Genomic DNA, 21,012 nt, shown 5'->3' with positions numbered 1-21,012 from the left:
GCCGAGTGTTTACCGGAATTGTCAGCGACGTGGGTCGCATCGAATCGATCGGCGGGGCGGGCGACCTGCGCGTGACCATCGCCTGTAGTTACGACACGCAGACCATCGACATGGGTGCGTCGATCGCCTGTTCGGGCGTCTGCCTGACGGTCGTGGACAAGGGGCCGGGCTGGTTCGCGGTCGACGTGTCGGGCGAGACGGTGTCGCGCACCGCGTCCGACCAGTGGCGCGAGGGCCGCCCGCTCAACCTCGAACGCGCGTTGCGGCTGGGCGACGAACTGGGCGGGCATATCGTCACCGGCCATGTCGACGGCGTCGGCCAGGTGGTCGACACCGCGCCCGACGGTGATTCGACCCGCGTGACGATCGCGGTCAACCGTGCGCTGGCCCCGTTCGTCGCGGCCAAGGGGTCGGTGACGGTCGACGGCGTGTCGCTGACGGTCAATACCGTCGAGGACGCGGCCGACGACGCCCGCTTCACCCTGAACCTGATCCCCCACACCCAGGCGGTGACGACACTCGGTACGCTGGCCGCGTCCCAGGCGGTCAATATCGAGATCGACGTCCTCGCCCGTTATCTGATGCGAATGGAACAAGTCCGTGGCCAACGCTGAACTGTCGGGCCTCGCCCACGCCTTTCTCTCGTCGCCCGAAGAGATCATCGACGAGGCGCGCAACGGGCGGATGTTTATCCTCGTCGACGACGAGGACCGCGAGAACGAGGGCGACCTCGTCATCCCGGCGCAGATGGCGACGCCCGATGCGATCAACTTCATGGCGCGCCACGGCCGGGGCCTCATCTGCCTCGCGATGAACAAGGCTCGGGTCGAACAACTCGGCCTCGACCTGATGGCACGCAACAACGGCACGCGCCACGAAACCGCCTTCACCGTCTCGATCGAGGCGCGCGAGGGGGTGACGACCGGCATCTCGGCCGCCGATCGTGCGCGCACCATCGCCGTCGCGATCGATGCCGCCAAGGAAGCGTCGGAGATCGTGACGCCGGGGCATGTCTTCCCACTGGTCGCGCGCGAGGGCGGCGTGCTGGTGCGCGCCGGCCATACCGAAGCGGCGGTCGACGTGTCGCGCCTCGCCGGGCTCAATCCCTCGGGCGTGATCTGCGAAATCATGAACGAGGACGGGACGATGGCGCGGATGGACGACCTCGTCGCCTTCGCGCAGTTGCATGCGCTCAGGATCGGGACGATCCGCGATCTGATCGCCTATCGCCGTCGCCACGACCATCTGGTCGAGAAGCGCGCCGAGACGGTGTTCGAGAGCGAGTGGGGCGGCGAGTGGCGCGCGATGTCGTTCTGGAACAAGGCGACGGGCAGCGAGCAGGTCGCGCTGGTCAAGGGCCTGATCGATCCGAGCAAGCCGACGCTGGTGCGGATGCACGCGCTGTCGCCGTTCGCCGACCTGTTCGGCGAAGGCGGCGAGCGCGGCGGCCTGCTGCGCCGATCGATGCGGATCATCGCCGAGGAAGGGGCGGGCGTGGTGGTGGTCATCAACCGGCCGCGTCCCGACGGCCTCACCCTCGCGATCCATGCCCGCAGCGGCGCGCCGGTGCCCGACATGGAGGAACTGCGCGACTACGGCGTCGGCGCGATGATCCTGAACGAACTGGGCGTCGAGGACATGGTGCTGCTCACCAACACCCACCACACGCTGATCGGCCTCGATGGCTATGGCCTGAAAATCGTCGGCGAACGGCCGATCACGGAGAATTGACATGGCGAAGGTCCTGATCGTCGAGGCCCGGTTTTACGACCATCTGAACGACCTGCTGCTCGACGGCGCGCGCGCGGCGATCGAGGCGGCGGGGCATAGCCACGAGACGATCACCGTGCCCGGCGCGCTGGAAGTACCCGGCGCGATCGCGATCGCCGATGCGTCCGAACACTATGATGCGTTCGTGGCGCTGGGCGTCATCATCCGCGGCGAGACCTATCATTTCGAGGTCGTGTCGAACGAGAGCGCGCGCGGGATCATGAACCTGTCGCTGGAGGGCGTACCCGTCGGCAACGGCATCCTGACCGTCGAGAACGAGGCGCAGGCGCTGACGCGGGCGAAGCGCGACGAGAAGGACAAGGGCGGCGAGGCGGCCAAGGCTGCGCTCACCATGCTCGCGCTGCGCGAGCGGTTCGCGGAATAGCTCCGGGCGAGCCGATCGTATCGGTCGTCCCTTTCGGTTGACATACGCCTGGTGGTAGACTCACGATCGCCATCGGGGGGCGGTCATGGTAGGAATATCCTTGGTTGCGGCACGGCGGATACCGGCGCCAGCGTGGCTGATGCTTGCGCTCGTCGGCGGTTTCGTCGCCGGGACGGTATCGGGCGAGCGCCCTGCCGCGCTGACGATCGCCGGTCTGATCGGTGGACTGTGGCTTGATCTGCTGCGAATGACGATCGTCCCGCTAGTCTTCGCGCTGGTCGTGACCGGGGTTGCCCGGCTGCGTTCGGCGACCGGGCAAGAAGGGGGCGATCTGGGGAAGCGGCTGGCGATCGTGATGATCGGGCTGCTTTTCTTGTCGGCGATCGTCACGGCACTGGTCGCCCCGTTGCTGATCGACCTTTTCACGATTCCGCACGACAGCATCGTCGCACTCCGCACCATGTTTCCCGCAACGGTGCCCCCGGTCGTGCCCGGACCCGTCGAGGCGGTGCGTGCGATGATTCCCACCAATCCGGTCGCGGCGGCGGCAGCGGGCGCGATCGTCCCGCTGGTCATCTTCGCGCTGGTCCTGGGGATCGCGGTCGGCCGGATCGAGGAAGAACGGTCTGCGGCATTGGTTCAGGCGCTCAACGGTCTGGCCGACGCCATGGTGATGGTGATCGGCTGGGTGCTGCGGGTCGGCGCGCTGGGGATCGGCGCGCTCGCCTTTTCGGTAGGGGCGTCCGCAGGGGTGAGCGTGCTTACCATTCTGGCGCAATATGTCGCCGCCTCGCTCGCGCTGTCGGTGCTGCTGATCGCTATCGGGTACGGATGGATGCGTTTCGCCAGCCGCGTCCCGCTCTGGCGCTTCGCGCGGGTTGCGGCACCCGCCCAGGTGATTGCGGCGAGTACGCAATCGTCGCTCGCAACCTTGCCTGCGATGATCCTCGGCGCGCGTTCGCTTGGCATCGGTGATCGCGATGCGTCGGTCGCGCTGCCGATCGCCGTCGCGGTCTTCAAGATCACCGCACCGTCGAACACGCTGCTGGTGGCGTTGGCGCTGGCATGGATGGGCGGCGTTACGGTTTCGCCGGTCCAGATCGCCATGGCGATACCGCTGGCGGTGCTCTCAAGCCTGATGATCCTTGGACTTCCGGGCGCGATCAGCGTCTATGCGAGCGCCGCGCCGACAGTCATCGCGCTGGGTGCGCAGATCGAGTTGCTGCCCATCCTCGCTGCGGTCGATGTGATCCCCGACATGGCGCGAACCGTCGCCAACGTCACCTACGACCTGATCGTGACAGCGACGGTGGCGCCCGTCACGCCGGTCGGGTTCGAGCGCGAAAGTGACAGTTTGGCGTAAGCTCGCGAGATGACGGCATTCATGCCTGTCGTTTGGGATATGCCCGACATTCGATCCTGATCGAGAACGTCGATCGGGTCCGCCGGGGCGGAGCGGCGAGCCGCCCCCGGTTGAACGGCGGGTCAGATGGGCCGGGATCGGCATCCGGGCGTCCCCTGTGGGTCCAAAGTTTACAAAGTTTACACTTGCGACGGTGTTGCGTGCGCCATGGTCAGGGACCGCACGGTTCCGGTCGCAGGGCGTTATCCGTGCCTGTCGGCTATGGTCCGGTGTCCACCCCATGGCCAAAGTTTACAAAGTTTACACTTGCGACAGCGTCGCGAGCGTCGTGTCCGGCACTGTCAAGGAACGGCCGCATCCCCGTCACGGGCCGGCATTGCAACCGTAGCAGCCGCCCCGGATGTAGGACAGGCCGGCCGTTGTCGCGCCTGCCGTCATGGTGCTACCGTTTGGGATCGAGCGGACGTCGGGGGGCGCCATGTCGGATTTCGAATTCATCTTCGCGTTGTTCGGGTTGCTGCTCGGGCTGTCGATCGCCGAGGTGCTCGGCGGGTTCGCGCGGGCGATCGAGCGGCGGTTGCGGCCGGGCAGCGTGGTGCGGATCGGCTGGCTGACGCCGCTGCTGGGTATCTTCGTGCTGCTCGACCTGTTGTCGTTCTGGCAGGCGGCATGGACGGTGCGCGACGTGGTCGGCGTGTCGGGCAAGGCGTTGATGGCGGTGACGGGCTTTGCCGGTGCCTATTACCTCGCGGCGCGGCTGGCGTTTCCGAGCGACAGCGACGAGACGACCGACTTCGACCAGCATTTCTTTCGCGTCCGCCGGATCGTGATCGGGGTGCTGGCGGTGCTGCTGGCGTGCCAGTTGGCGTGGTATGCCAGCGAGCCGGTGCTGGCGGTGCATCTGCTGCGCTGGCTGCCGATCGTGCTGACGGTGGTCCTCGTCGCATTGATGGCGGCGGCGATGTGGGTGCGCGGCGAGCGGGCCGCGCGGATCGTCATGGTCGCGCTCGTCGCGCGGTATGTCGTCGTCTATCTGCTATGAGGCCGTGCCGTCCGGCGGCAGGTCGTCGACCGCCTCGCCGGCGATTTCCCCGGCCGGGACGACCGCCGTGGGGCGGATCATCAGGAAGGTGCCCGACCACACGCCGGGAATGTCCCAGCGGCCGCTGATCTCGCAGCCGTCGTCGCTGAGCGCCCCGGCATAGACGACCATGTCGGCATAGCCCTCGCTCTCGTCGTAGAATTTGCTGAACGCGACCTTCGCACCCTCGCGGTGGCCGTCGATCGCCGCGGCGATCAGCGCGCCGGGCGGCACCGAGAACAGGTCCGGCTCATGCACCGTGCCGACGATCGACCCGCCGAGATCGGCGAGGTCGGCCTCGAACGCGGTCGGGGGATGGGTGTGGGGATAGTTGAAGATCCCGCTCCACTTGCCGGTCAGGTCATGGCTCACAGCGCGCGCGCCTCCTCCACGATCAGGACGGGCACGCCGCCCCGGACCGGATAGGCGAGACCCGCCGCGCGGCTGACCAGTTCGTTCGCCGCAACATCATGCTCCAGCGGCGTGCGCGTCACTGGACAGACGAGGATCGAGAGCAGCCACGGGTCGAGCGTCATTGCAGCGTCGCCTCGTCCTCGTCGCCGTGGCGGCCGAAGAACTGCATCAGTTGCACGATCAGCTCGGCGCGGTCGGACAGGCGATCCACTTCGAGCAGCGCCTGTTTGGCGGCGACGTCGAACGGGGCGATCTGGGCGATGCCGTTGACGAGGCTCTCATCGTCGAGCCGGGCGACCGAATCCCAGTCGACCGCATAGCCTTGCGCATCGGCGAAGCGGCGCGATTCCAGTTCGAGCGAGGCGCGCTCGGCGAGCGCCAGCGTCGCGTCCGCCTCGGCCGGCAGCAGCTCGGCCTCGACCTGGCGGAAGGCGGTGGTGACGTCCAGCTCGCGCAGGATGCGGAAGCGGGTGACGCCCTGCAACACGATGTCGTAGCGGCCGTCGGCCTGCGCCTCGACATCGATGATCTGCCCGACGCAGCCGATGTCGAACAGCGGCACGCGGTCGCCCTCACCGCCCGCCGGACGCGGCTGGATCATGCCGATCCGCCGGTCGCGGGCGAGCGAATCGGACACCATCGCCCGGTAGCGCGGCTCGAAGATATGCAGCGGCAGGTGCATGTTGGGAAACAGCAACGCCCCGCTCAGGGGAAAGATCGAGACGCGCGCGCTCATCCGAACAGGATCGCGGACAATTTGCGGCGCTGCTGCGACACCCACGGATCCTCAAGCCCGACCGCCTCGAACAGTTTGAGCAGTTGCTGGCGCGCGGCGTCCTCGTTCCAGCTCCGGTCGGCGGCGACGATCGCCAGAAGCTGCTCGGCGCTGCCGTCGCGGTCGCCCGCCGCCATCAGCGCGCCGGCAAGGCGGAAGCGCGCGTCATGATCGTCCGGCTGCGCGGCGACCTCGGCCTTGAGGCCCGCCAGATCGTCGACCGGCTGTGCGTCGCGGGCGAGCGCGAGGGTGGCGCGCACCTGATCGACGGCGGGCAGTTTCGCGACCTCGGGCGGCAGCACGTCGAGCGCGGTCTGCGCGGTGTCATGGTCACCCAGCGCCAGCAGCGCGCGGATACGGCCGATTAGCACCTGCGGATGGGTCGGCGCGATCTCGGCGACCTGTTCGAAGATCGACAGCGCGCGCATCGCGTCGCCCTCGCCAAGCGCCTGTTCGCCCATCGCCACCAGCGGTTCGATGTCGGGGCCGGCGGGCTCGGCCGGCTCGACCGGCAACTGCTGCAGCAACTGGTCGAGCATCTGTCGGAGCTGGCTCTCGGTGCGTGCCTGCGTCAGATCGGCGACCAACTGGCCCTGAAACATCGCATAGACCGTCGGGATCGAGCGGATCTGGAATTGGGCGGCGATGAACTGGTTCTTGTCGGTATCGATCTTGGCCAGCACCACGCCCCTGTCGGCATAGTCGGCGGTGACTTTTTCGAGGATCGGGGTCAGCGCCTTGCACGGGCCGCACCATTCGGCCCAGAAATCGATGACGACAAGCTGCGTCATCGACGGTTCGACGACATCGCGGCGGAACGCCTCCACGGCTTCCTTTTCCGGGGCGGTCAATCCAAGCGTGGCCAAGCGTCGATTCCTTTGTCCGTTGGGGAGCGCCCCTATGTGGGCATGACGCGGGACATGCAAAAGAGTTTCTTTTTAGGGTTGCGCGACCCCAAACCCCCGGCTAATAGCCCGCCTCACCCCAGCCGGTTCGCCGGTTCGGACAGACGCCAGAGCGGGCGTAGCTCAGGGGTAGAGCACAACCTTGCCAAGGTTGGGGTCGAGGGTTCGAATCCCTTCGCCCGCTCCAGCGTGTTGCCGCAAGATAGCGGCAGCTATCTAGCGACAAAGCAACACGCCCGGCTAGCGACGCAGAGCGTCGACTGACGACATGGCTTTGCCATGTCGTGCCCCGCGTGCCCCCCGATTGCGCTCCGCCCCACCAGATGCGACAGCGGCCTTCCGCTCGCCCCTCGTGGATCAGGACGCCATGCCGGCACCGGCCTCGCTATTGCTCGTCACCCATGTGTTCGTGCGGCAGGGGCCGCGCGGCGTGCAGATCGACGATCAGACGGCGGCGGGCATCGCGCAGTGGCGGCGGCATTTCGATTCGCACGACGATGCGCCGGGGTAAGGGGTAGGGCAGTGCGGCCAATCGCGCGGCCGCGTGCCTCGATTGGGTGGCGGGGACCCGTGGGAAGCGGGCCAGCACCAGACCAGCGCGAACCGCCTTACCCCATCAACGCCCATGGCACGCCCAGCCCGAGCGCGAGGCGCAGCGCGATCCAGCCGCCGAACAGCGCGGCGAAGGCGAGGGTGAGCGCCACGTCCTGCGCGACGAAGGCGACGCCGATGCGATATTGCGCGCGCAGCAGCGAGAGGTAGCGCACCAGCTCGCTCGCCGGGAGCGCCAGCAGCGCGCCGGGCATGCCGCCGAGATGGAAGCCCAAAGGCAATACCGCGCCCATCACCGCGAAGCGCAACAGGTTGGCGGTGCTGACGTTGCTCGGCTTGCCGCCGCCGAACACGGTCGCTTCACCGAGCGAGGCGAGGACCGCGATCCAGCTTCCCGCCAGCAGCACGCACACCATCCACCCCGCCGCGGCGAAGCGCGCGCCGTAGAGTGCCAGCACCGCCATGTCGGCCCATGCCATGACGGTGGCGACGCCGATCAGGACGAGGATCAGGAAGTGCGCGCGGGTGCGGCCCAGTTCGCGTCGCGCGGTGCTGCCCGGCGCGAATCCGCCGTCGTTGTGGGCGACGAAGGGAAAGACGACCTGAAACCCCAGCCGCCCGGCAACCGTATTGGGCAGGTCGCCGATCGAGCGGGCAAGCCCGTAGATGCCGAGCATCGCCAGCGTCACCACCGCGCCCAGATACAGCCGGTCGATATAGATCGCGGCATAGAAGGCGAGCGAGGAAAGCATGATCCATTTGCTGTAATGAACGATCTCGCGGACATGGGCGCGGTCGAACCGCAGCGTGGGGCGGCGGTGGAGCAGCGGATAGGTGAGCGCCGAGCGCAGCGCGAACGACAGCAGGATCGCGAGGATCGGCGCCCACGCGCTCCGCAGCGTCACCGCCAGCGCGACGGTGATGGCGAGGCCCGCCGCCTCGCTGCCCAGCTCGAACAGGTTGCGGCGCTTCACCTCCAACTGGCGCGCCATGGTGTAGGGCGCGGTCGACGTCAGCGAGGTGAGGAGCGGCGCAGCGCTGAGCGCGACCATCAGCGCGACGTCGATGCCGTAGGAACGCGCGAGCAGCGGTGCGAGGGCGAGACAGGCGAGCGAGACGATCGCGCCGCGCAGGATCTGCATCGTCCAGATGGTGTCGAGGAAGCCGCCATCCTCGCCGTTCGGGCTGCGCACGACATTCTGTTCGAAGCCGAAGTCGGACAGCAGTTCGCAGCCGTTGCGGATCGCCTGCGCGATCACCGCCACGCCCATGATCTCCGGCCCCAGCACGCGCGACAGGATGATGTTGCCGCCGAAGCGCAGCGCGGTCGAGGCGACATAGGTGCCCATCGTCCAGAACGACTTGGCCCTGATCGAGGAGGAGGTGCCGTTCATCGTCGGGTCGGTGGTCCTGCCGGGGAAAGGGCGGTTGCTTAGCGGGTCGCGACCGGCGTGGCGAGGAGGGTGATCTGGCGGGTGGCCGAACCAGTGATCTGGACGAGATAGCGGCCGGGGCGAAGATCGAACTCCACCAGCTTGGCGATGCCCGAACAGGCAAGGCCGTGGCCGTGGGCGACCGACGGCAGCGGCGCTCCATCGCGGATCATGTCGATCCATGCACGATCGCCGAGCGCGATCTTGTAGCGGCCCGCTCGCTCCACCGTGATCCCGAACAGCCCGGCATGGCCCGCGCCCTTCGGGGGAAGGAACGCAAAGCGCACCCCGGATCGCGGCAGCAGCGTCGCGCGGACCGTTTCGCCCGGGCGGATGCGCATGGCGCGGGCGGCATCGGCCCCGGCGGTCACGGCGGTCGGGCGGGTCCAGCTCCGCAATTCCGCCGGCAGCGGGGCCGGGGTCGCCGGGCAGGGGGCGGCTGCCTGCGGCGAGGCAAGCAACAGGGCGAGGGTCGTAAGCATCGGCGGTTTCCCCAAGGGCGTCGGCCGCGAGAGTCGCACATCCGCCACCCCCTTGCCAGCGCGGCGCTTTCGGATGGGCGGCGGGCATCCTACATGCGTCGGGGTGAGCGAACCTCTTCCCGCCCCGCTTGCCGACTGGTTCGCCGCGCGTGGGTGGCGGCCGAGGCGGCATCAGCTCGACATGCTGGCGGCGGCACGGGCGGGTAGCCATGCGCTGCTGGTCGCGGCGACCGGCGCGGGCAAGACGCTGGCCGGGTTCCTGCCGACGCTGACCGAGCTGATTGAGGCCCCGCGCGACGGGCTGCACACGCTGTATATCTCGCCGCTGAAAGCGCTGGCGGTCGACGTGCAGCGCAACCTGCTGACCCCCATTGCCGAGATGGACCTGCCGATTCGGGTCGAGACGCGCACCGGCGACACCCCGTCCGATCGCAAGGCGCGCCAGCGCAGCAAACCGCCGCATATCCTGCTGACGACACCCGAGTCGCTCAGCCTGCTGCTATCCTATCCCGATGCGCCGACCCTGTTCGCCGGCCTGCGGACGATCGTGATCGACGAGGTCCATGCCTTTGCCACCGACAAGCGCGGCGATCTGCTGGCGCTCGGGCTCGCGCGGTTGCAGCGGCTGGCGCCGGATCTGCGGCGGGTGGCGCTGTCGGCGACGGTCGCCGATCCCGACGGCTATCGCGCGTGGCTGGCCCCCGACGGCGACATCGACACGGTGATATTGGTCGAGGGCGAGGCCGGGGCCGATCCCGACATCCGTATCCTGCTGCCGACCGACCGGGTGCCGTGGTCGGGCCATTCGGGGCGCTATGCCGCCGGACAGGTGATGCAGCAGATCGAGGCGCATCGCACGACCATCGTTTTCTGCAACACCCGCAGCCTTGCCGAGCTGATCTTTCAGGATTTGTGGAAGGCGAACGACAGGCAACTGCCGATCGGTGTGCATCACGGCAGCCTCGACCGCGAGGCGCGGCGCAAGGTCGAACAGGCGATGGCCGATGGCAGGTTGCGCGCGCTGGTTGCGACCGCCAGCCTCGATCTGGGGGTCGACTGGGGCGATGTCGACTGCGTCATCCAGATGGGTGCGCCCAAGGGATCGTCGCGGCTGCTGCAACGCATCGGCCGCGCCAACCACCGGCTGGACGAGGTGTCGAAGGCGTTGCTGGTGCCGGGCAACCGTTTCGAGTTTCTCGAAGCGCAGGCGGCACTGGATGCGGTGGAGGCGGGGGAACTCGACCCTGACCGGTTCCGCCCCGGCGCGCTCGACGTGCTGGCACAGCATCTGATGGGCTGCGCCTGTGCCGCGCCGTTCGCCACCGCCGACATGCTGGACGAGGTGCGCAGCGCGCTGCCCTATTCGGCGCTGGATAGCGACACGTTCGACCGGGTGCTGCATTATATCGCCGAGGGTGGCTATGCGCTGAAGGCCTATGACCGGTTCAAGCGGCTGCGGCTGGGCGACGACGGGCTGTGGCATGTCACCAAACCCGCGTTTGTTGCGCAGCATCGGCTGAACGCCGGGATCATCGTCGATGCGCCGACATTGGACGTGCGGTTCAAGAATGGCCGGCGGCTGGGCACGGTCGAGGAATATTTCGCCTCGACACTCACGCCGGGCGATACGTTTTTCTTCGCGGGCATGAGTCTTGAGGTCGAGAAGATCGAGTTGACCGATCTGGTGGTGCGGGCGTCGAGCCGGCCGGCGCGGATTCCCAAATATGGCGGCACGCGCATGGCGCTGTCGACCAGCCTTGCCGATCGGGTGCGCGGGTTTCTTGCCTCGCCGGGTCAGTGGCATCGCTTCCCCGACGACGTGCGCGAATGGCTGGAGATACAGGCGCGACGGTCGGTGCTGCCGGGCGCCCAAGAGCTGCTGGTCGAGACGTTCCCGCGCGAAGGGCGGCATTACATGGTCGCCTACAGCTTCGAGGGGTGGAACGCGCACCAGTCGCTCGGCATGCTCGTCACGCGGCGGATGGAGGCGATGGGGCTGAAACCCATCGGCTTCGTGGCGAACGACTATGCGCTGTCCTGCTATGGGCTGGAGCCGATCCCCGATCCGCAGGCGCTGTTTTCGCCCGACATATTGGAGCATGAGTTCGTCGACTGGGTGCAGCAATCGGCGCTGCTGAAACGGGCGTTCCGCGAAGTGGCGGTGATCGGCGGGCTGGTCGAACGCCAGCATCCGGGCAAGCGTAAGACCGGCAAGCAGGTGACGTTCTCGACCGACCTGATCTACGACGTGCTGCGCAAGTACGAGCCGGGGCATCTGCTGTTGCAGGCGGCGTGGGACGATGCGCGGGCGCGGATGACCGATGTCGGGCGGCTGGCGACGCTGCTGGAGACGGCGCAGGCGCGGATGCGGCATGTGGCACTCGACCGGATCAGCCCGCTGGCGGTGCCGGTGCTGGTGCTGATCGGGCGCGAGCGGATGGAGCAGGGGTCGTCGGCGGAGGATGCGCTTTTGGCCGAGGCGGAAGCGTTGGCGGCGGAGGCGATGACGCTGGATTGATCGGTCGGTCGGAAGAAGGTTGGTTCACGCGAAGGCGCGGAGACGCGGAGGAGAAGAACAGAAGGGTTTTTCGCGCAGAGGCGCAGAGGCGCGGAGGGGGTGCGTTCGGGGTGACGCTGCGCGACCGGGAGACGTCGTACTGGCTGCTCCGATAGCGTGAGGCCGCTTGCGCGGGGGATGTTGCTGCAAGCGGAACCCCTCCGCGCCTCTGCGCCAACCAAATCTTCTTCGTGCCTTCGCGCCTTCGCGTGAATCAATCCGACCGTTACGCCTGCGCGGCTTGATGCGAACCGGAACGACCGGCATAGCGCCACCGATGGTTCGTCTTTCGTTCGCCGGACATGAATTTTCCGCCCTGCGCGAAGGGGCGCTGTACTGGCCTGCGCGGCGCGCGCTGCTGCTCGCCGATCTGCATTTCGAGAAGGCGAGCTGGTTCGCGCAGTTCGGGCAGATGCTGCCGCCCTATGACACGCTGGAAACGCTGGCGGGAATCGAGGCGCTGGTCGCGCGGACGGACCCGCGCGAAATCTGGTGTCTGGGCGACAGTTTTCACGACAGCGCCGGGTGCGACCGGTTGTCGGGGGAAGCGCGGGCGCGGCTGTGCGCGCTGACCGGCGGGGCCGAGTGGACGTGGATCACCGGCAACCATGATCCGGTTGTCGCCGATCATTGCGGCGGACGGGTGGCGGCCGAGGCCGAGGTCGACGGACTGGTGCTGCGCCACGAAGCCGAGCGCGGGGAAACGTGCCCCGAATTGTCGGGGCATTTCCACCCCAAGCTCAGGGTGCAGGTGCGCGGCAAGTCGGTATCACGGCGCTGCTTCGTCGCGACCGATACCAAGCTGATCCTGCCCGCCTTCGGATCGCTGACCGGCGGGCTCGACGCCCGCCACCCGGAGATCGTCCGCGCGGTGGGTACGGCCGCCGAGGCGCTGATCGCGCTCGACGACCGGTTGTTGCGGTTCCGGCTGGTGGCGTAGCGGATCAGGCGGTAGCCGGCGCGCCCACCGGTCCGACATCGGCGGGTTCCCCGCGCGAATAGGTGCCGGTCAACAGCCCCGCCGCCAGCACCCGCCCGGCCATCGCCTCGACCAGCGCGCTGCGGCCGGGGTTGGGATCGAGGTCCGGGCCGTCGCCCAGCGCGAAGAGCTGGAACGCATAGCGATGCTCGCCGTGGCCGGTCGGCGGGTCGGGCGGCAGCCAGCCTTCGCGCAGATAGCTGTTGCGGCCGACATCGCCGTGTCCCGCTTCGCCATCGCCATCGGGGCGGATGTCGCCTTCGGGCAATTGCCCGTCCTCCGGCGGCAAGTCCCACAGGATCGCATGGACCAGCGGTTGCGGCGCGGGCGCATCGGGGTCCTCGACGATCAGCGCCAGCCGCCGCGTGCCCGCCGGCACCCCACGCCAGTGGAGCGGCGGCGACAGTCCTTCGCCATCGGCGGTGAAGCGTTCGGGCAGCCGCTGTCCGTCGGCGAAGGCGAGGCTCGACAGATCGAGGCTGTCGAAACTGCCGAGCGCGGGATCGACGATCGTCAGCTTGGAGGCCCCGGCGCGGACGCCGCGCAGCAATGCCCCGAGCCATGCCGGTACGTGTTCGAGCATCGCGCATCTCCCTGTAGCCGTGATGTATGGAGGGATAACCGGCGAAGCGGCGGCGGGGTCCGTCATATCCTCGCCAAAATGCGGCGATGGCGGCTGCATCCAATCGGCCGGTCGCCCGTTTCCCCGGCCAAGGCGACGCAGGATCGCCGACCGATCGGGAGAGCCGACAACCCCCTCGTCCCCCAGGAATTCCGATCATGACCCATATCGACGATCGTCCGCGCCTCTCGCTCGCGTTGCAGGGCGGTGGAGCGCATGGTGCCTATGGCTGGGGCGTACTCGACCGGCTGCTCGACGAGGACCTGCCGATCGTCGCGGTCAGTGGAGCCTCGGCGGGCGCGCTGAACGGCGCGGCGCTGGTCAGCGGCTTGGTGGAAGGCGGGCGGCCGGGGGCGAAGGCGGCGCTTGAACGGCTGTGGCGCGGCGTGTCGCGGCGCTCGCCGCTCAGGGCATTCGATTTCGACATGTATTGGGCGGGGCCGTTGTTCGAGCCGGTGTTGCGCCGCTCGATCGAACTCAGCAAATTGTTCGGCCGCTATGTCGCGCCGCTGTCGCCCGACCTGCGCGACATGCGCGCGTTGCGGGGCGTCGTCGCCGACAATATCGACCTGACCACGCTCGCCGCGCCGCAAGCGGTGCCGCTGCACATCGCCGCGACCAGGGTGTCGACGGGGGCCGCACGGTTGTTCAAGGGCGGTGAGATCACGCTCGATTCGCTGATGGCCTCGGCCTGCCTGCCCGAATTGTTCGGGCCGGTCGAAATCGAGGGCGAATGCTATTGGGACGGCGGCTTTTCCGCCAACCCCGCGCTAGAACCGCTGATCTTCGACGGGCATGGCCAGAGCGACCTGCTGATCGTGCAGATCACGCCGTTTCTGACGAAGGAAACCCCCGACACACTGGTTGAGGTGATGACGCGGATGAGCGACATCGGCTTCAACGCCTGTCTGTTACGCGACCTGAAGGCGTTGACCGAGGTACAGGCGATCGCGCGACAGGCGCCGCCGATCACCGACAAGTTTACCGCGCTGGCCGACACCAACCTGCACCTGATGGAAGCGCCGCACGCGCTGGCCGAACGGGGGCCGTCGGGCAAGAGCGACACGCGCTGGTCGCAACTGGAGGCGCTGCGCGATCTCGGCCGGGCGACGGCGGATGCGTGGCTGCGCGACAATGCCGGGTCATTCGGGCGGGCGTCGACGCTCACCGCATTGCCCGAGGCGGTGGCGGCTTGAGGCGGATTGGTTCGCGCGAAGGCGCGGAGGCGCGAAGAAGAAGGGTTTTTCGCGCAGAGGCGCAGAGGCGCGGAGGGGTTGTGGACGCGGCAGCGTCTCTCCTCTCCCACGATGCGGCATGGAACAGTGCCATTCGGCGCGAGACGATCGTGCGCCCTAACCTCTCTGCGCCTCCGCGCCTCTGCGCGAACCAAATCTTCTTCGTGCCTTCGTGCCTTCGCGTGAAACCCGCCTCAGGCGGTAACGATCGCCCCATCGCGAACCGTTACCGGCCACGGGGTTAGCGACTGGCCGGGACAGGGGCCGCCGAGGCACGCGCCGCTGGCGATGTCGAACAGCGCGGCGTGCCAGCCGCAAACGATCGCCGATCCGTCGGGTGTCAGATAGCCGTCGAGCGTCTGCGCCAGCGGCAGGCCCATGTGCGGGCAGCGATCGACATAGCCGACCACGCCGTCGCCGGTGCGCACCACGAAGCCGTGGAACCGCCCGGCACGCAGTTGCAGGACATAGTTGCGTGCCGCGCCCTCGGCGACGTCGCCCAGCGGCCCGAGCGTCACCCCGGCCGGCGTTGCGAAGACCCGGTCGTCGCTCATCCCGGCAGCTTCGCCTTGGCGAATCCGGTCCAGACATCGTCGTAATCGAGCTGCATCGTCGGCGTCGCCATCGCCCAGGGGGTCGGGCGGACGACGTGGCGCGTCTCGAACATGAAGGCCATGGTGTCGGCGATGCGGTGCGGCTTGAGGTCGGCGGCGACCGCCTTTTCATAGCTCGCCTGATCGGGGCCATGGCCGTTCATCTGGTTGTGGAGCGACGCGCCGCCCGGCGCGAAGCCGCCTTCCTTCGCGTCATAGGCCCCCGTCACCAGCCCCATGAACTCGCTCATCACGTTGCGGTGGAACCATGGTGGGCGAAAGCTGTCCTCCGCCACCATCCAGCGCGGCGGAAAGATCACGAAGTCGCAATTGGCGGTGCCGGGCGTGTCGCTTGGGCTTGTCAGCACGGTGAAGATCGACGGGTCGGGATGGTCAAACGACACGGTGTTGATCGTGTTGAAGCGCGTCAGGTCATAGCGGCATGGCGCCAGATTGCCGTGCCACGCCACCACGTCGAACGGCGAATGGTCGAGCGTGGTGGTCCACAGGCCGCCCTGGAATTTCTGGATCACCTCGCAAGGGGTATCGCGGTCCTCGAACCACGCGGCGGGCACCTCGAAATCGCGCGGGTTGGCGAGGCCGTTGGCACCGATCGGCCCGAGGTCGGGCAGGCGGAACAGGCTGCCGTAATTCTCGCAGACATAGCCGCGTGCTTGGCCGTCGGGGAGTTTGATCCGAAAGCGCAGCCCGCGCGGGATCAGCGCGATCTGGAGCGGGGCGATGTCGATCCGGCCCAGTTCGGTATCGATCGCGAGGCGGCCGTGCTGCGGCACGATCAGCAACTCGCCATCGGCCGAGAAGAACGCGCGGTCCATGTCGCGCGTCGCGGCATAGAGGTGGATGCCGACCCCGCTTTGCGCGGCGACATCCCCGGTCGCGCCATAGGTGACGAGGCCGTCGACCCAGTCGGTCGAGGCGTCGGGGAACGGAAGCGGGTCCCAGCGCATCCGGTTGGGGCTGGGCGGGGGGCCGTCGATCGGGGCCGACTTGAGGTGCGCCGCACCGGTGTAGGGAATGAACGCGCCGTGGTTGGCGGTGGGGCGCAGGCGGTAGAGCCACGATCGCCGGTTCTCGTGTCGCGGCGCGGTGAAGGCGGTGCCCGACAATTGTTCGGCGTACAGGCCGAAAGGAACATGCTGCGGACTGTTGCGGCCGATGGGGAGCGCGCCGGCGACGGCTTCGGTGGCGACATGGTTGGCGAAGCCGGGGTGGTAGGTGGAACCGGGCATGATCCTCTCCTTCGCCTCTTCGTCATTCCGGCGCAGGCCGGAATCCATGGACAGGTGACGTTACGCTTCTATCGATACCAGCCGTTACCATGGACCCCGGTCTTCGCCGGGGTGACGGTTGGCGTTTGCCGCCCGCCGGGCCGTCAGTCGCGGCGGAGCCGCGCCTTGTGGCCCGGCTGCGCTGCGCTGGCCGGCGCGGGGCCGGGACCTGCGTCCCGGCATCCGGTCGACGCTTATGCGTCGACCGTGATTACCCCCCGCCGAATTTGATCCAGTTCAATCGACTCATACAAAGCCTGGAAATTACCGTTGCCGAAGCCCTCGTTGCCCTTGCGCTGGATGATCTCGAAGAAGATCGGCCCGAACATCGGTTCGGTGAAGATTTGCAGCAGCAACCCTTCGTCGCCGACATTGCCGTCGATCAGGATGCGGTTGCGCCGCAGCCGTTCGAGGTCCTCGCCATGCCCCGGCACGCGCTTGTCGACCAGTTCGTAATAGGTTTCGATCGTGTCCTGCAGCTTCACGCCGCGCGCGCGCAGCTTTTCGACCGTCTCGAAAATATCGCCGGTGGTGAAGGCAAGGTGCTGAATGCCCTCGCCATTATAGTCGCGGATGAATTCCTCGATCTGGCTCTTGTCGTCCTGGCTTTCGTTCAGCGGGATGCGGATCGCCTTGTCCGGCGCGATCATCGCCTGGCTGAACAGGCCGGTCGCCTTGCCCTTGATGTCGAAATACTTCTGTTCCTCGAACCCGAAGATCTGGTTGTAGAAGGTCGACCACGTCCGCATCTGCCCACGCTTGACGTTGTGGGTCAGGTGGTCGAGCAGGTCGAGGCCGACATTGTTCTCCGCCTCGGCTTCCGCCGCGCCGGGCACTTGTTCCCAGTCGTCGTAGAGCGATCCGGCATCGCCATGGCGGTCGACCAGATACAGGAGCGAGCCGCCGATCCCTTCCAGCGCATAGCCTTCGCCGAGCGCGCCGTGCGATGCGTCGGCAGGCTTCGCGCCGCGCGCGATCGCAGCGTCGAACGCCGCCCGGGCATCGGCGACCCGGAACGCCATCCCCGCCGCCGATGGTCCATGCTGCGCAGCAAATTGTGCAGCATGGCCGTCTGGAATGCGGTTGAGCAGCAGGTTGATCCGCCCCTGCTTGTAGCGCACGACATCGCGTGTCGGATGGCGCGATGCGGCAACGAAGCCGAATTGTTCGAGCTGCCGGCCCATGCGTTCGACGTCCGGTGCGGAGAATTCGCAGAACTCGAACCCGTCGAGGCCCATCGGATTGACGTCCATATGCTCCATCGTCGCATCCTCTCAATCTGGTATCAATTGTTACGATGCTGCACCTCTCCCGTCGTCGAGTCAAGCGCTTCCCATGACGCCGCATGCAGGCGCGGGGCGAGATGGTCGACGAACGCGGTCACGGCGGCGCTCGGTTGCGGCCCGTGGATCGCTAGGATGCCGAGGTCGTGCGGCCCCTCCCACGCCGGCAACACTCGCACCAGCCGACCGTCGCGCAACGGCTCGCCCACATCCCACAGCGAGCGCAGCGCCACGCCGACCCCGCTCAGCGCCAGTTCGCGCACTACCTCGCTTGAATTGGTTCGCACCGCGCTTGCCCCCTCGATCAGCGCGCGGCGTCCCGGTGTCAGCAACCGCCATGGCAATTGCCCGTCGGCGGCGAGCAGCCGGTGGCGCGCGAGATCGTCGGGTGTCATCGGCACGCCCGCCGCGGCTAGATAGGCCGGGCTGGCGCACACCACCCGCCGGTTGGTCGCCAGCCGCCGTGCGGTGAGGCCCGGCGGTACGCGATCGGTGATGCGGATCGCGCAATCGATCCGCTCGGCCGCCAGATCGACATAGGCGTCGGACAGCAGCAATTCGAACGTGATCGCCGGGTGGTGGCCAAGAAAGTCGCCGAGATGCGGCGCGATGTGCAGCCGCCCGAACGATGTCGGCGCCGCCACCCGCAACCGGCCGGACGGCACCGCCGCCGCCCCGCCGACCCGTGCCTCCGCCGCCGCCAGCGCCGCGAGGATGTGGGTCAGATCGGCATGGAGTTGCGCGCCGGCGGCGGTCGGGTGCAGCCGCCGTGTCGTCCGTTCGACCAGTCTCGCGCCCAGCCGCGCCTCCAGCCGCGCCAGCCGTTTCGAGACGGCGGCGGGGGACAGGCCATGCGCCCGCCCGGCGGCGGCGATGCTGCCGGCATCGACGATCGCGACGAACAGCGCGTGATCGGGGTCGAGCGTCATTCGTTCCTCCGGCGAACGGCTGTGCTGCGATCATCGCCGCTACCGATGGGAAAGGCGAGGGGCTATGTCGTCTCGCAAGATAATGATGTGAGGCGAAAGGAAGCGGTAATGGCGCAAACCTATGTCGAGCGGGCCGGCCTTCAGGTCGCGACCGACCTCGCGACCTTCGTCGAGGAGCAGGCGCTGCCCGGCACCGCCATCGATCCCGCCGCCTTCTGGGACGGCGTCGCCGCGATCTTCGCCCGGTTCGCACCCGACAACCGTGCCTTGCTCGCCCGGCGCGATGCGTTGCAGGCGGAACTCGACGGCTGGTTCGCCGCCTGCGCCGGACAGCCGATCGACCCGGCCGAACAGGAGGCGTTCTTGCGCGCGATCGGCTATATCGTCGCCGAACCCGCGCCGTTCACCATCGATCCGGCGAACGTCGACGCCGAGATCGCCTCGCTGGCCGGGCCGCAACTGGTCGTACCCATCCTCAACGCGCGCTTCCTGCTCAATGCGGCGAACGCGCGCTGGGGCAGTCTCTACGATGCGCTCTACGGCACTGACGCGCTTCCCGGCACGCCCGCCCCCGGCGGCTATGACGCGGCACGCGGCGCGCAGGTGATCGCCCGCGCCAAGGCGTTCCTCGACGATGCGGTGCCGCTGGCCGGCGGGAGCTGGCGCGACTGGCGGGGCGGCGATCCGTCGCTGGCCGATCCCGATCAGTGGATCGGACGGTCGGGCGACAATCTGTTGCTGCGCCACCATGGGCTGCACATCGAACTGGTCATCGACCGTGCCCATCCGATCGGGCGCCGCGATCCGGCGGGATTGGCCGACGTCCTGCTCGAATCGGCGCTGACCGCCATCTGCGATCTGGAGGATTCGGTCGCGGCGGTCGATGCGGCGGACAAGGTCGCGGCCTATGCCAACTGGCTGGGGTTGATGCAGGGCACGCTGACCGCGCGCTTCGCCAAGGGCGGGGCGAGTGTCGAGCGCCGTCTGGCCGGGGATCGGCGCTATGTCGCGCATGACGGCGGCACCATCACGCTGCCCGGCCGGTCGCTGCTGTTCGTGCGCAACGTCGGCCATCTGATGACCACGCCCGCGCTGCGCCTTGCCGATGGGGGCGAGGCGCCCGAAGGCATCCTCGACGCGATCGTCACCAGCCTGATCGCGCTGCATGACGTGAACGGGCCGCGTGCCAACAGCCGCGCCGGATCAATCTACATCGTCAAGCCCAAGCAGCACGGGCCGGAGGAAGTCGCCTTTACGAATACGCTGTTCGACGCGGTTGAGGATTTGCTCGCGCTGCCGCGTCACACGATCAAGATCGGGGTGATGGACGAGGAACGCCGCACCTCGGCCAATCTTGCCGCGTGCATCCATGCGGTGCGCCACCGCATCGTGTTCATCAATACCGGCTTCCTCGACCGCACCGGCGACGAACTGCACAGCGCGATGCGCGCCGGGCCGATGATCCCCAAGGGCGAGATGAAGGCGACGCCGTGGATCGCGGCCTATGAGGACCGCAACGTCCAGATCGGCCTCGCCTGCGGGCTTGGTGGACGCGCGCAGATCGGCAAGGGGATGTGGGCCGCACCCGACCGGATGGCCGACATGCTGGCGCAGAAGATCGCCCATCCCCGCAGCGGCGCGAGCACCGCATGGGTCCCGTCGCCCACCGCCGCGACGCTGCACGCGCTGCACTATCATGCGGTCGATGTTGCGCAGCAACAGCGTGGGCGGAGTGCCGAACCGGTCGCGCCGATCGCCGACCTGTTACGGGTGCCGGTCGCGAATGGCCGCAACTGGGAAGCGCAGGCGGTCGCGCGCGAACTCGACAATAGTATCCAGGGCATTCTCGGCTATGTCGTGCGCTGGATCGATCAGGGGATCGGTTGTTCCAAGGTGCCCGACATCCACGATGTCGGGTTGATGGAGGACCGCGCGACGCTGCGTATCTCGTCGCAGCATGTCGCCAACTGGCTGCTCCACGGGGTCTGCACCGCCGCCGATGTCGATGCGGCGTTCGCGCGGATGGCGGCCAAGGTCGATGCGCAGAATGCCGCCGATCCCGCCTATCGCCCGCTGACGGACAGCGACGGCCCTGCGATCCGCGCCGCCCGCGCGCTGGTGTTCGAGGGGTTGGCTCAGCCCAGCGGCTATACCGAGCCGCTGCTCCATGCGTGGCGCGCGCGGGCGAAGGCGGGGTAGCCTGGGCCGGATCGACATTCAACGAAATGCCGTCCTAACCTGCTCCCCTCCCTGACAAGGGAGGGGTCGGGGGTGGGTCCGGCCCGAGAGGAAACGTAAGCGCTCCAAAACCGGCCTACCCACCCCCAACCCCTCCCTTGTCAGGGAGGGGAGATGCAGGAGCCGC

Annotated in this window: 21 protein-coding genes and 1 tRNA gene; 11 read left to right on the top strand and 11 right to left on the bottom strand. The window is 68.0% G+C overall.

Annotated elements, in window-relative coordinates; translation table 11 throughout:
• Positions 1-5: 5 nt before the first annotated feature.
• The 5 genes from LRA89_RS17805 to LRA89_RS17785 all read left to right on the top strand — a co-directional run bounded on the left by LRA89_RS17805 (position 6) and on the right by LRA89_RS17785 (position 4,560).
• Entirely contained in the window at positions 6-614 is a 609-nt protein-coding gene (locus LRA89_RS17805; protein WP_056498381.1) for a riboflavin synthase, read from the top strand.
• Complete coding sequence (gene ribB, locus LRA89_RS17800; RefSeq protein WP_230772320.1) at positions 601-1,731, top strand: 3,4-dihydroxy-2-butanone-4-phosphate synthase; 1,131 nt, start codon at positions 601-603, stop codon at positions 1,729-1,731. Before LRA89_RS17805 ends, ribB begins: the two co-directional genes overlap by 14 nt.
• Before the next feature lies 1 nt (position 1,732).
• Positions 1,733-2,155, top strand: a complete 423-nt coding sequence (gene ribH, locus LRA89_RS17795) for a 6,7-dimethyl-8-ribityllumazine synthase (protein ID WP_230772319.1) — start codon at positions 1,733-1,735, stop codon at positions 2,153-2,155.
• A 139-nt stretch (positions 2,156-2,294) separates the two neighbouring features.
• Complete coding sequence (locus tag LRA89_RS17790) at positions 2,295-3,518, top strand: dicarboxylate/amino acid:cation symporter (RefSeq protein WP_230772318.1); 1,224 nt, start codon at positions 2,295-2,297, stop codon at positions 3,516-3,518.
• A 478-nt stretch (positions 3,519-3,996) separates the two neighbouring features.
• A complete protein-coding gene (locus tag LRA89_RS17785) occupies positions 3,997-4,560 on the top strand; it encodes a hypothetical protein (RefSeq protein WP_230772317.1) in 564 nt (187 codons plus the stop codon).
• Here LRA89_RS17785 and LRA89_RS17780 read toward each other — a convergent pair.
• Genes LRA89_RS17780 through LRA89_RS17765 form a run of 4 tightly spaced genes read right to left on the bottom strand, consistent with a single transcriptional unit; the run spans position 4,555 to position 6,639 of the window.
• Complete coding sequence (locus tag LRA89_RS17780; protein ID WP_230772316.1) at positions 4,555-4,971, bottom strand: hypothetical protein; 417 nt, start codon at positions 4,969-4,971, stop codon at positions 4,555-4,557. The two genes, LRA89_RS17785 and LRA89_RS17780, sit on opposite strands and share 6 nt — an antisense overlap.
• Complete coding sequence (locus LRA89_RS17775; protein WP_230772315.1) at positions 4,968-5,135, bottom strand: Trm112 family protein; 168 nt, start codon at positions 5,133-5,135, stop codon at positions 4,968-4,970. The genes LRA89_RS17780 and LRA89_RS17775 overlap by 4 nt, the downstream gene beginning before the upstream one ends.
• Positions 5,132-5,749, bottom strand: a complete 618-nt coding sequence (locus LRA89_RS17770; protein WP_055757443.1) for an LON peptidase substrate-binding domain-containing protein — start codon at positions 5,747-5,749, stop codon at positions 5,132-5,134. The genes LRA89_RS17775 and LRA89_RS17770 overlap by 4 nt, the downstream gene beginning before the upstream one ends.
• Complete coding sequence (locus LRA89_RS17765) at positions 5,746-6,639, bottom strand: tetratricopeptide repeat protein (protein WP_230772348.1); 894 nt, start codon at positions 6,637-6,639, stop codon at positions 5,746-5,748. The genes LRA89_RS17770 and LRA89_RS17765 overlap by 4 nt, the downstream gene beginning before the upstream one ends.
• Positions 6,640-6,805: 166 nt before the next feature.
• Here LRA89_RS17765 and LRA89_RS17760 point away from each other — a divergent pair.
• Together LRA89_RS17760 and LRA89_RS17755 are read left to right on the top strand one after the other, a co-directional pair.
• Positions 6,806-6,880 (top strand) — tRNA-Gly (locus LRA89_RS17760).
• Between the two features lie 180 nt (positions 6,881-7,060).
• Entirely contained in the window at positions 7,061-7,204 is a 144-nt protein-coding gene (locus LRA89_RS17755; protein WP_230772314.1) for a hypothetical protein, read from the top strand.
• 97 nt (positions 7,205-7,301) lie between these two features.
• On the opposite strand, the gene LRA89_RS17750 is transcribed toward LRA89_RS17755, so the two are convergent.
• Positions 7,302-8,639: an oligosaccharide flippase family protein gene (locus tag LRA89_RS17750; RefSeq protein WP_230772313.1), complete on the bottom strand. Its 1,338-nt coding sequence runs from the start codon at positions 8,637-8,639 to the stop codon at positions 7,302-7,304.
• Between the two features lie 38 nt (positions 8,640-8,677).
• Positions 8,678-9,160: a hypothetical protein gene (locus LRA89_RS17745; protein ID WP_230772312.1), complete on the bottom strand. Its 483-nt coding sequence runs from the start codon at positions 9,158-9,160 to the stop codon at positions 8,678-8,680.
• Positions 9,161-9,263: 103 nt separating this feature from the next.
• Between LRA89_RS17745 and LRA89_RS17740 the strand changes: the two genes are divergently transcribed.
• Both LRA89_RS17740 and pdeM read left to right on the top strand, forming a co-directional pair.
• Positions 9,264-11,678, top strand: a complete 2,415-nt coding sequence (locus LRA89_RS17740) for a ligase-associated DNA damage response DEXH box helicase (RefSeq protein ID WP_443025011.1) — start codon at positions 9,264-9,266, stop codon at positions 11,676-11,678.
• Positions 11,679-11,994: 316 nt separating this feature from the next.
• On the top strand, positions 11,995-12,657 hold the full coding sequence (gene pdeM / locus LRA89_RS17735) for a ligase-associated DNA damage response endonuclease PdeM (protein WP_230772310.1): 663 nt from the start codon (positions 11,995-11,997) through the stop codon (positions 12,655-12,657).
• Positions 12,658-12,661: 4 nt separating this feature from the next.
• On the opposite strand, the gene LRA89_RS17730 is transcribed toward pdeM, so the two are convergent.
• Positions 12,662-13,279, bottom strand: a complete 618-nt coding sequence (locus LRA89_RS17730; protein ID WP_230772309.1) for a YbhB/YbcL family Raf kinase inhibitor-like protein — start codon at positions 13,277-13,279, stop codon at positions 12,662-12,664.
• Between the two features lie 197 nt (positions 13,280-13,476).
• On the opposite strand from LRA89_RS17730, the gene LRA89_RS17725 reads away from it, so the two are divergent.
• Positions 13,477-14,514 (top strand): patatin-like phospholipase family protein, encoded by a 1,038-nt coding sequence (locus LRA89_RS17725; protein WP_230772308.1) that lies wholly within the window; start codon positions 13,477-13,479, stop codon positions 14,512-14,514.
• Positions 14,515-14,747: 233 nt separating this feature from the next.
• Here the strand turns inward: LRA89_RS17725 and LRA89_RS17720 are convergent, their stop codons facing one another.
• From LRA89_RS17720 to LRA89_RS17705, 4 genes are all read right to left on the bottom strand, one after another.
• Entirely contained in the window at positions 14,748-15,107 is a 360-nt protein-coding gene (locus tag LRA89_RS17720) for a Rieske (2Fe-2S) protein (RefSeq protein WP_230772307.1), read from the bottom strand.
• Positions 15,104-16,396, bottom strand: coding sequence for a homogentisate 1,2-dioxygenase (gene hmgA / locus LRA89_RS17715; RefSeq protein WP_230772306.1), 1,293 nt, complete (start codon positions 16,394-16,396; stop codon positions 15,104-15,106). The genes LRA89_RS17720 and hmgA overlap by 4 nt, the downstream gene beginning before the upstream one ends.
• Before the next feature lie 233 nt (positions 16,397-16,629).
• Positions 16,630-17,697 carry a 4-hydroxyphenylpyruvate dioxygenase gene (hppD, locus tag LRA89_RS17710; protein WP_230772304.1) on the bottom strand — a complete coding sequence of 356 codons (1,068 nt, stop codon included), beginning with the start codon at positions 17,695-17,697 and terminating at the stop codon, positions 16,630-16,632.
• A gap of 23 nt (positions 17,698-17,720) precedes the next feature.
• Entirely contained in the window at positions 17,721-18,647 is a 927-nt protein-coding gene (locus tag LRA89_RS17705; protein WP_230772303.1) for a LysR family transcriptional regulator, read from the bottom strand.
• 108 nt (positions 18,648-18,755) lie between these two features.
• Between LRA89_RS17705 and LRA89_RS17700 the strand changes: the two genes are divergently transcribed.
• Positions 18,756-20,846: a malate synthase G gene (locus tag LRA89_RS17700; RefSeq protein ID WP_230772302.1), complete on the top strand. Its 2,091-nt coding sequence runs from the start codon at positions 18,756-18,758 to the stop codon at positions 20,844-20,846.
• Positions 20,847-21,012: the final 166 nt, after the last annotated feature.

Source organism: Sphingomonas sp. Leaf4, from assembly GCF_920939515.1.
GTDB lineage: Bacteria > Pseudomonadota > Alphaproteobacteria > Sphingomonadales > Sphingomonadaceae > Sphingomonas.
Note: the sequence above shows the minus strand (reverse complement) of the source record. Positions and strands in the feature narration are given on the sequence as shown.

What these genes read in the sequence shown, in the direction of transcription:
- LRA89_RS17790 (WP_230772318.1), top strand. Translation starts at nt 2,295, where the DNA reads ATGCTTGCGCTCGTCGGCGGTTTCGTCGCCGGGACGGTATCGGGCGAG.
- LRA89_RS17720 (WP_230772307.1), bottom strand. Translation starts at nt 15,107, where the DNA reads ATGAGCGACGACCGGGTCTTCGCAACGCCGGCCGGGGTGACGCTCGGG.
- hppD (WP_230772304.1), bottom strand. Translation starts at nt 17,697, where the DNA reads ATGGAGCATATGGACGTCAATCCGATGGGCCTCGACGGGTTCGAGTTC.
- LRA89_RS17750 (WP_230772313.1), bottom strand. Translation starts at nt 8,639, where the DNA reads ATGAACGGCACCTCCTCCTCGATCAGGGCCAAGTCGTTCTGGACGATG.
- ribH (WP_230772319.1), top strand. Translation starts at nt 1,733, where the DNA reads ATGGCGAAGGTCCTGATCGTCGAGGCCCGGTTTTACGACCATCTGAAC.
- LRA89_RS17755 (WP_230772314.1), top strand. Translation starts at nt 7,061, where the DNA reads ATGCCGGCACCGGCCTCGCTATTGCTCGTCACCCATGTGTTCGTGCGG.
- hmgA (WP_230772306.1), bottom strand. Translation starts at nt 16,396, where the DNA reads ATGCCCGGTTCCACCTACCACCCCGGCTTCGCCAACCATGTCGCCACC.
- pdeM (WP_230772310.1), top strand. Translation starts at nt 11,995, where the DNA reads ATGGTTCGTCTTTCGTTCGCCGGACATGAATTTTCCGCCCTGCGCGAA.
- LRA89_RS17770 (WP_055757443.1), bottom strand. Translation starts at nt 5,749, where the DNA reads ATGAGCGCGCGCGTCTCGATCTTTCCCCTGAGCGGGGCGTTGCTGTTT.
- LRA89_RS17725 (WP_230772308.1), top strand. Translation starts at nt 13,477, where the DNA reads ATGACCCATATCGACGATCGTCCGCGCCTCTCGCTCGCGTTGCAGGGC.
- LRA89_RS17730 (WP_230772309.1), bottom strand. Translation starts at nt 13,279, where the DNA reads ATGCTCGAACACGTACCGGCATGGCTCGGGGCATTGCTGCGCGGCGTC.
- LRA89_RS17785 (WP_230772317.1), top strand. Translation starts at nt 3,997, where the DNA reads ATGTCGGATTTCGAATTCATCTTCGCGTTGTTCGGGTTGCTGCTCGGG.
- LRA89_RS17745 (WP_230772312.1), bottom strand. Translation starts at nt 9,160, where the DNA reads ATGCTTACGACCCTCGCCCTGTTGCTTGCCTCGCCGCAGGCAGCCGCC.
- LRA89_RS17775 (WP_230772315.1), bottom strand. Translation starts at nt 5,135, where the DNA reads ATGACGCTCGACCCGTGGCTGCTCTCGATCCTCGTCTGTCCAGTGACG.
- LRA89_RS17705 (WP_230772303.1), bottom strand. Translation starts at nt 18,647, where the DNA reads ATGACGCTCGACCCCGATCACGCGCTGTTCGTCGCGATCGTCGATGCC.
- LRA89_RS17700 (WP_230772302.1), top strand. Translation starts at nt 18,756, where the DNA reads ATGGCGCAAACCTATGTCGAGCGGGCCGGCCTTCAGGTCGCGACCGAC.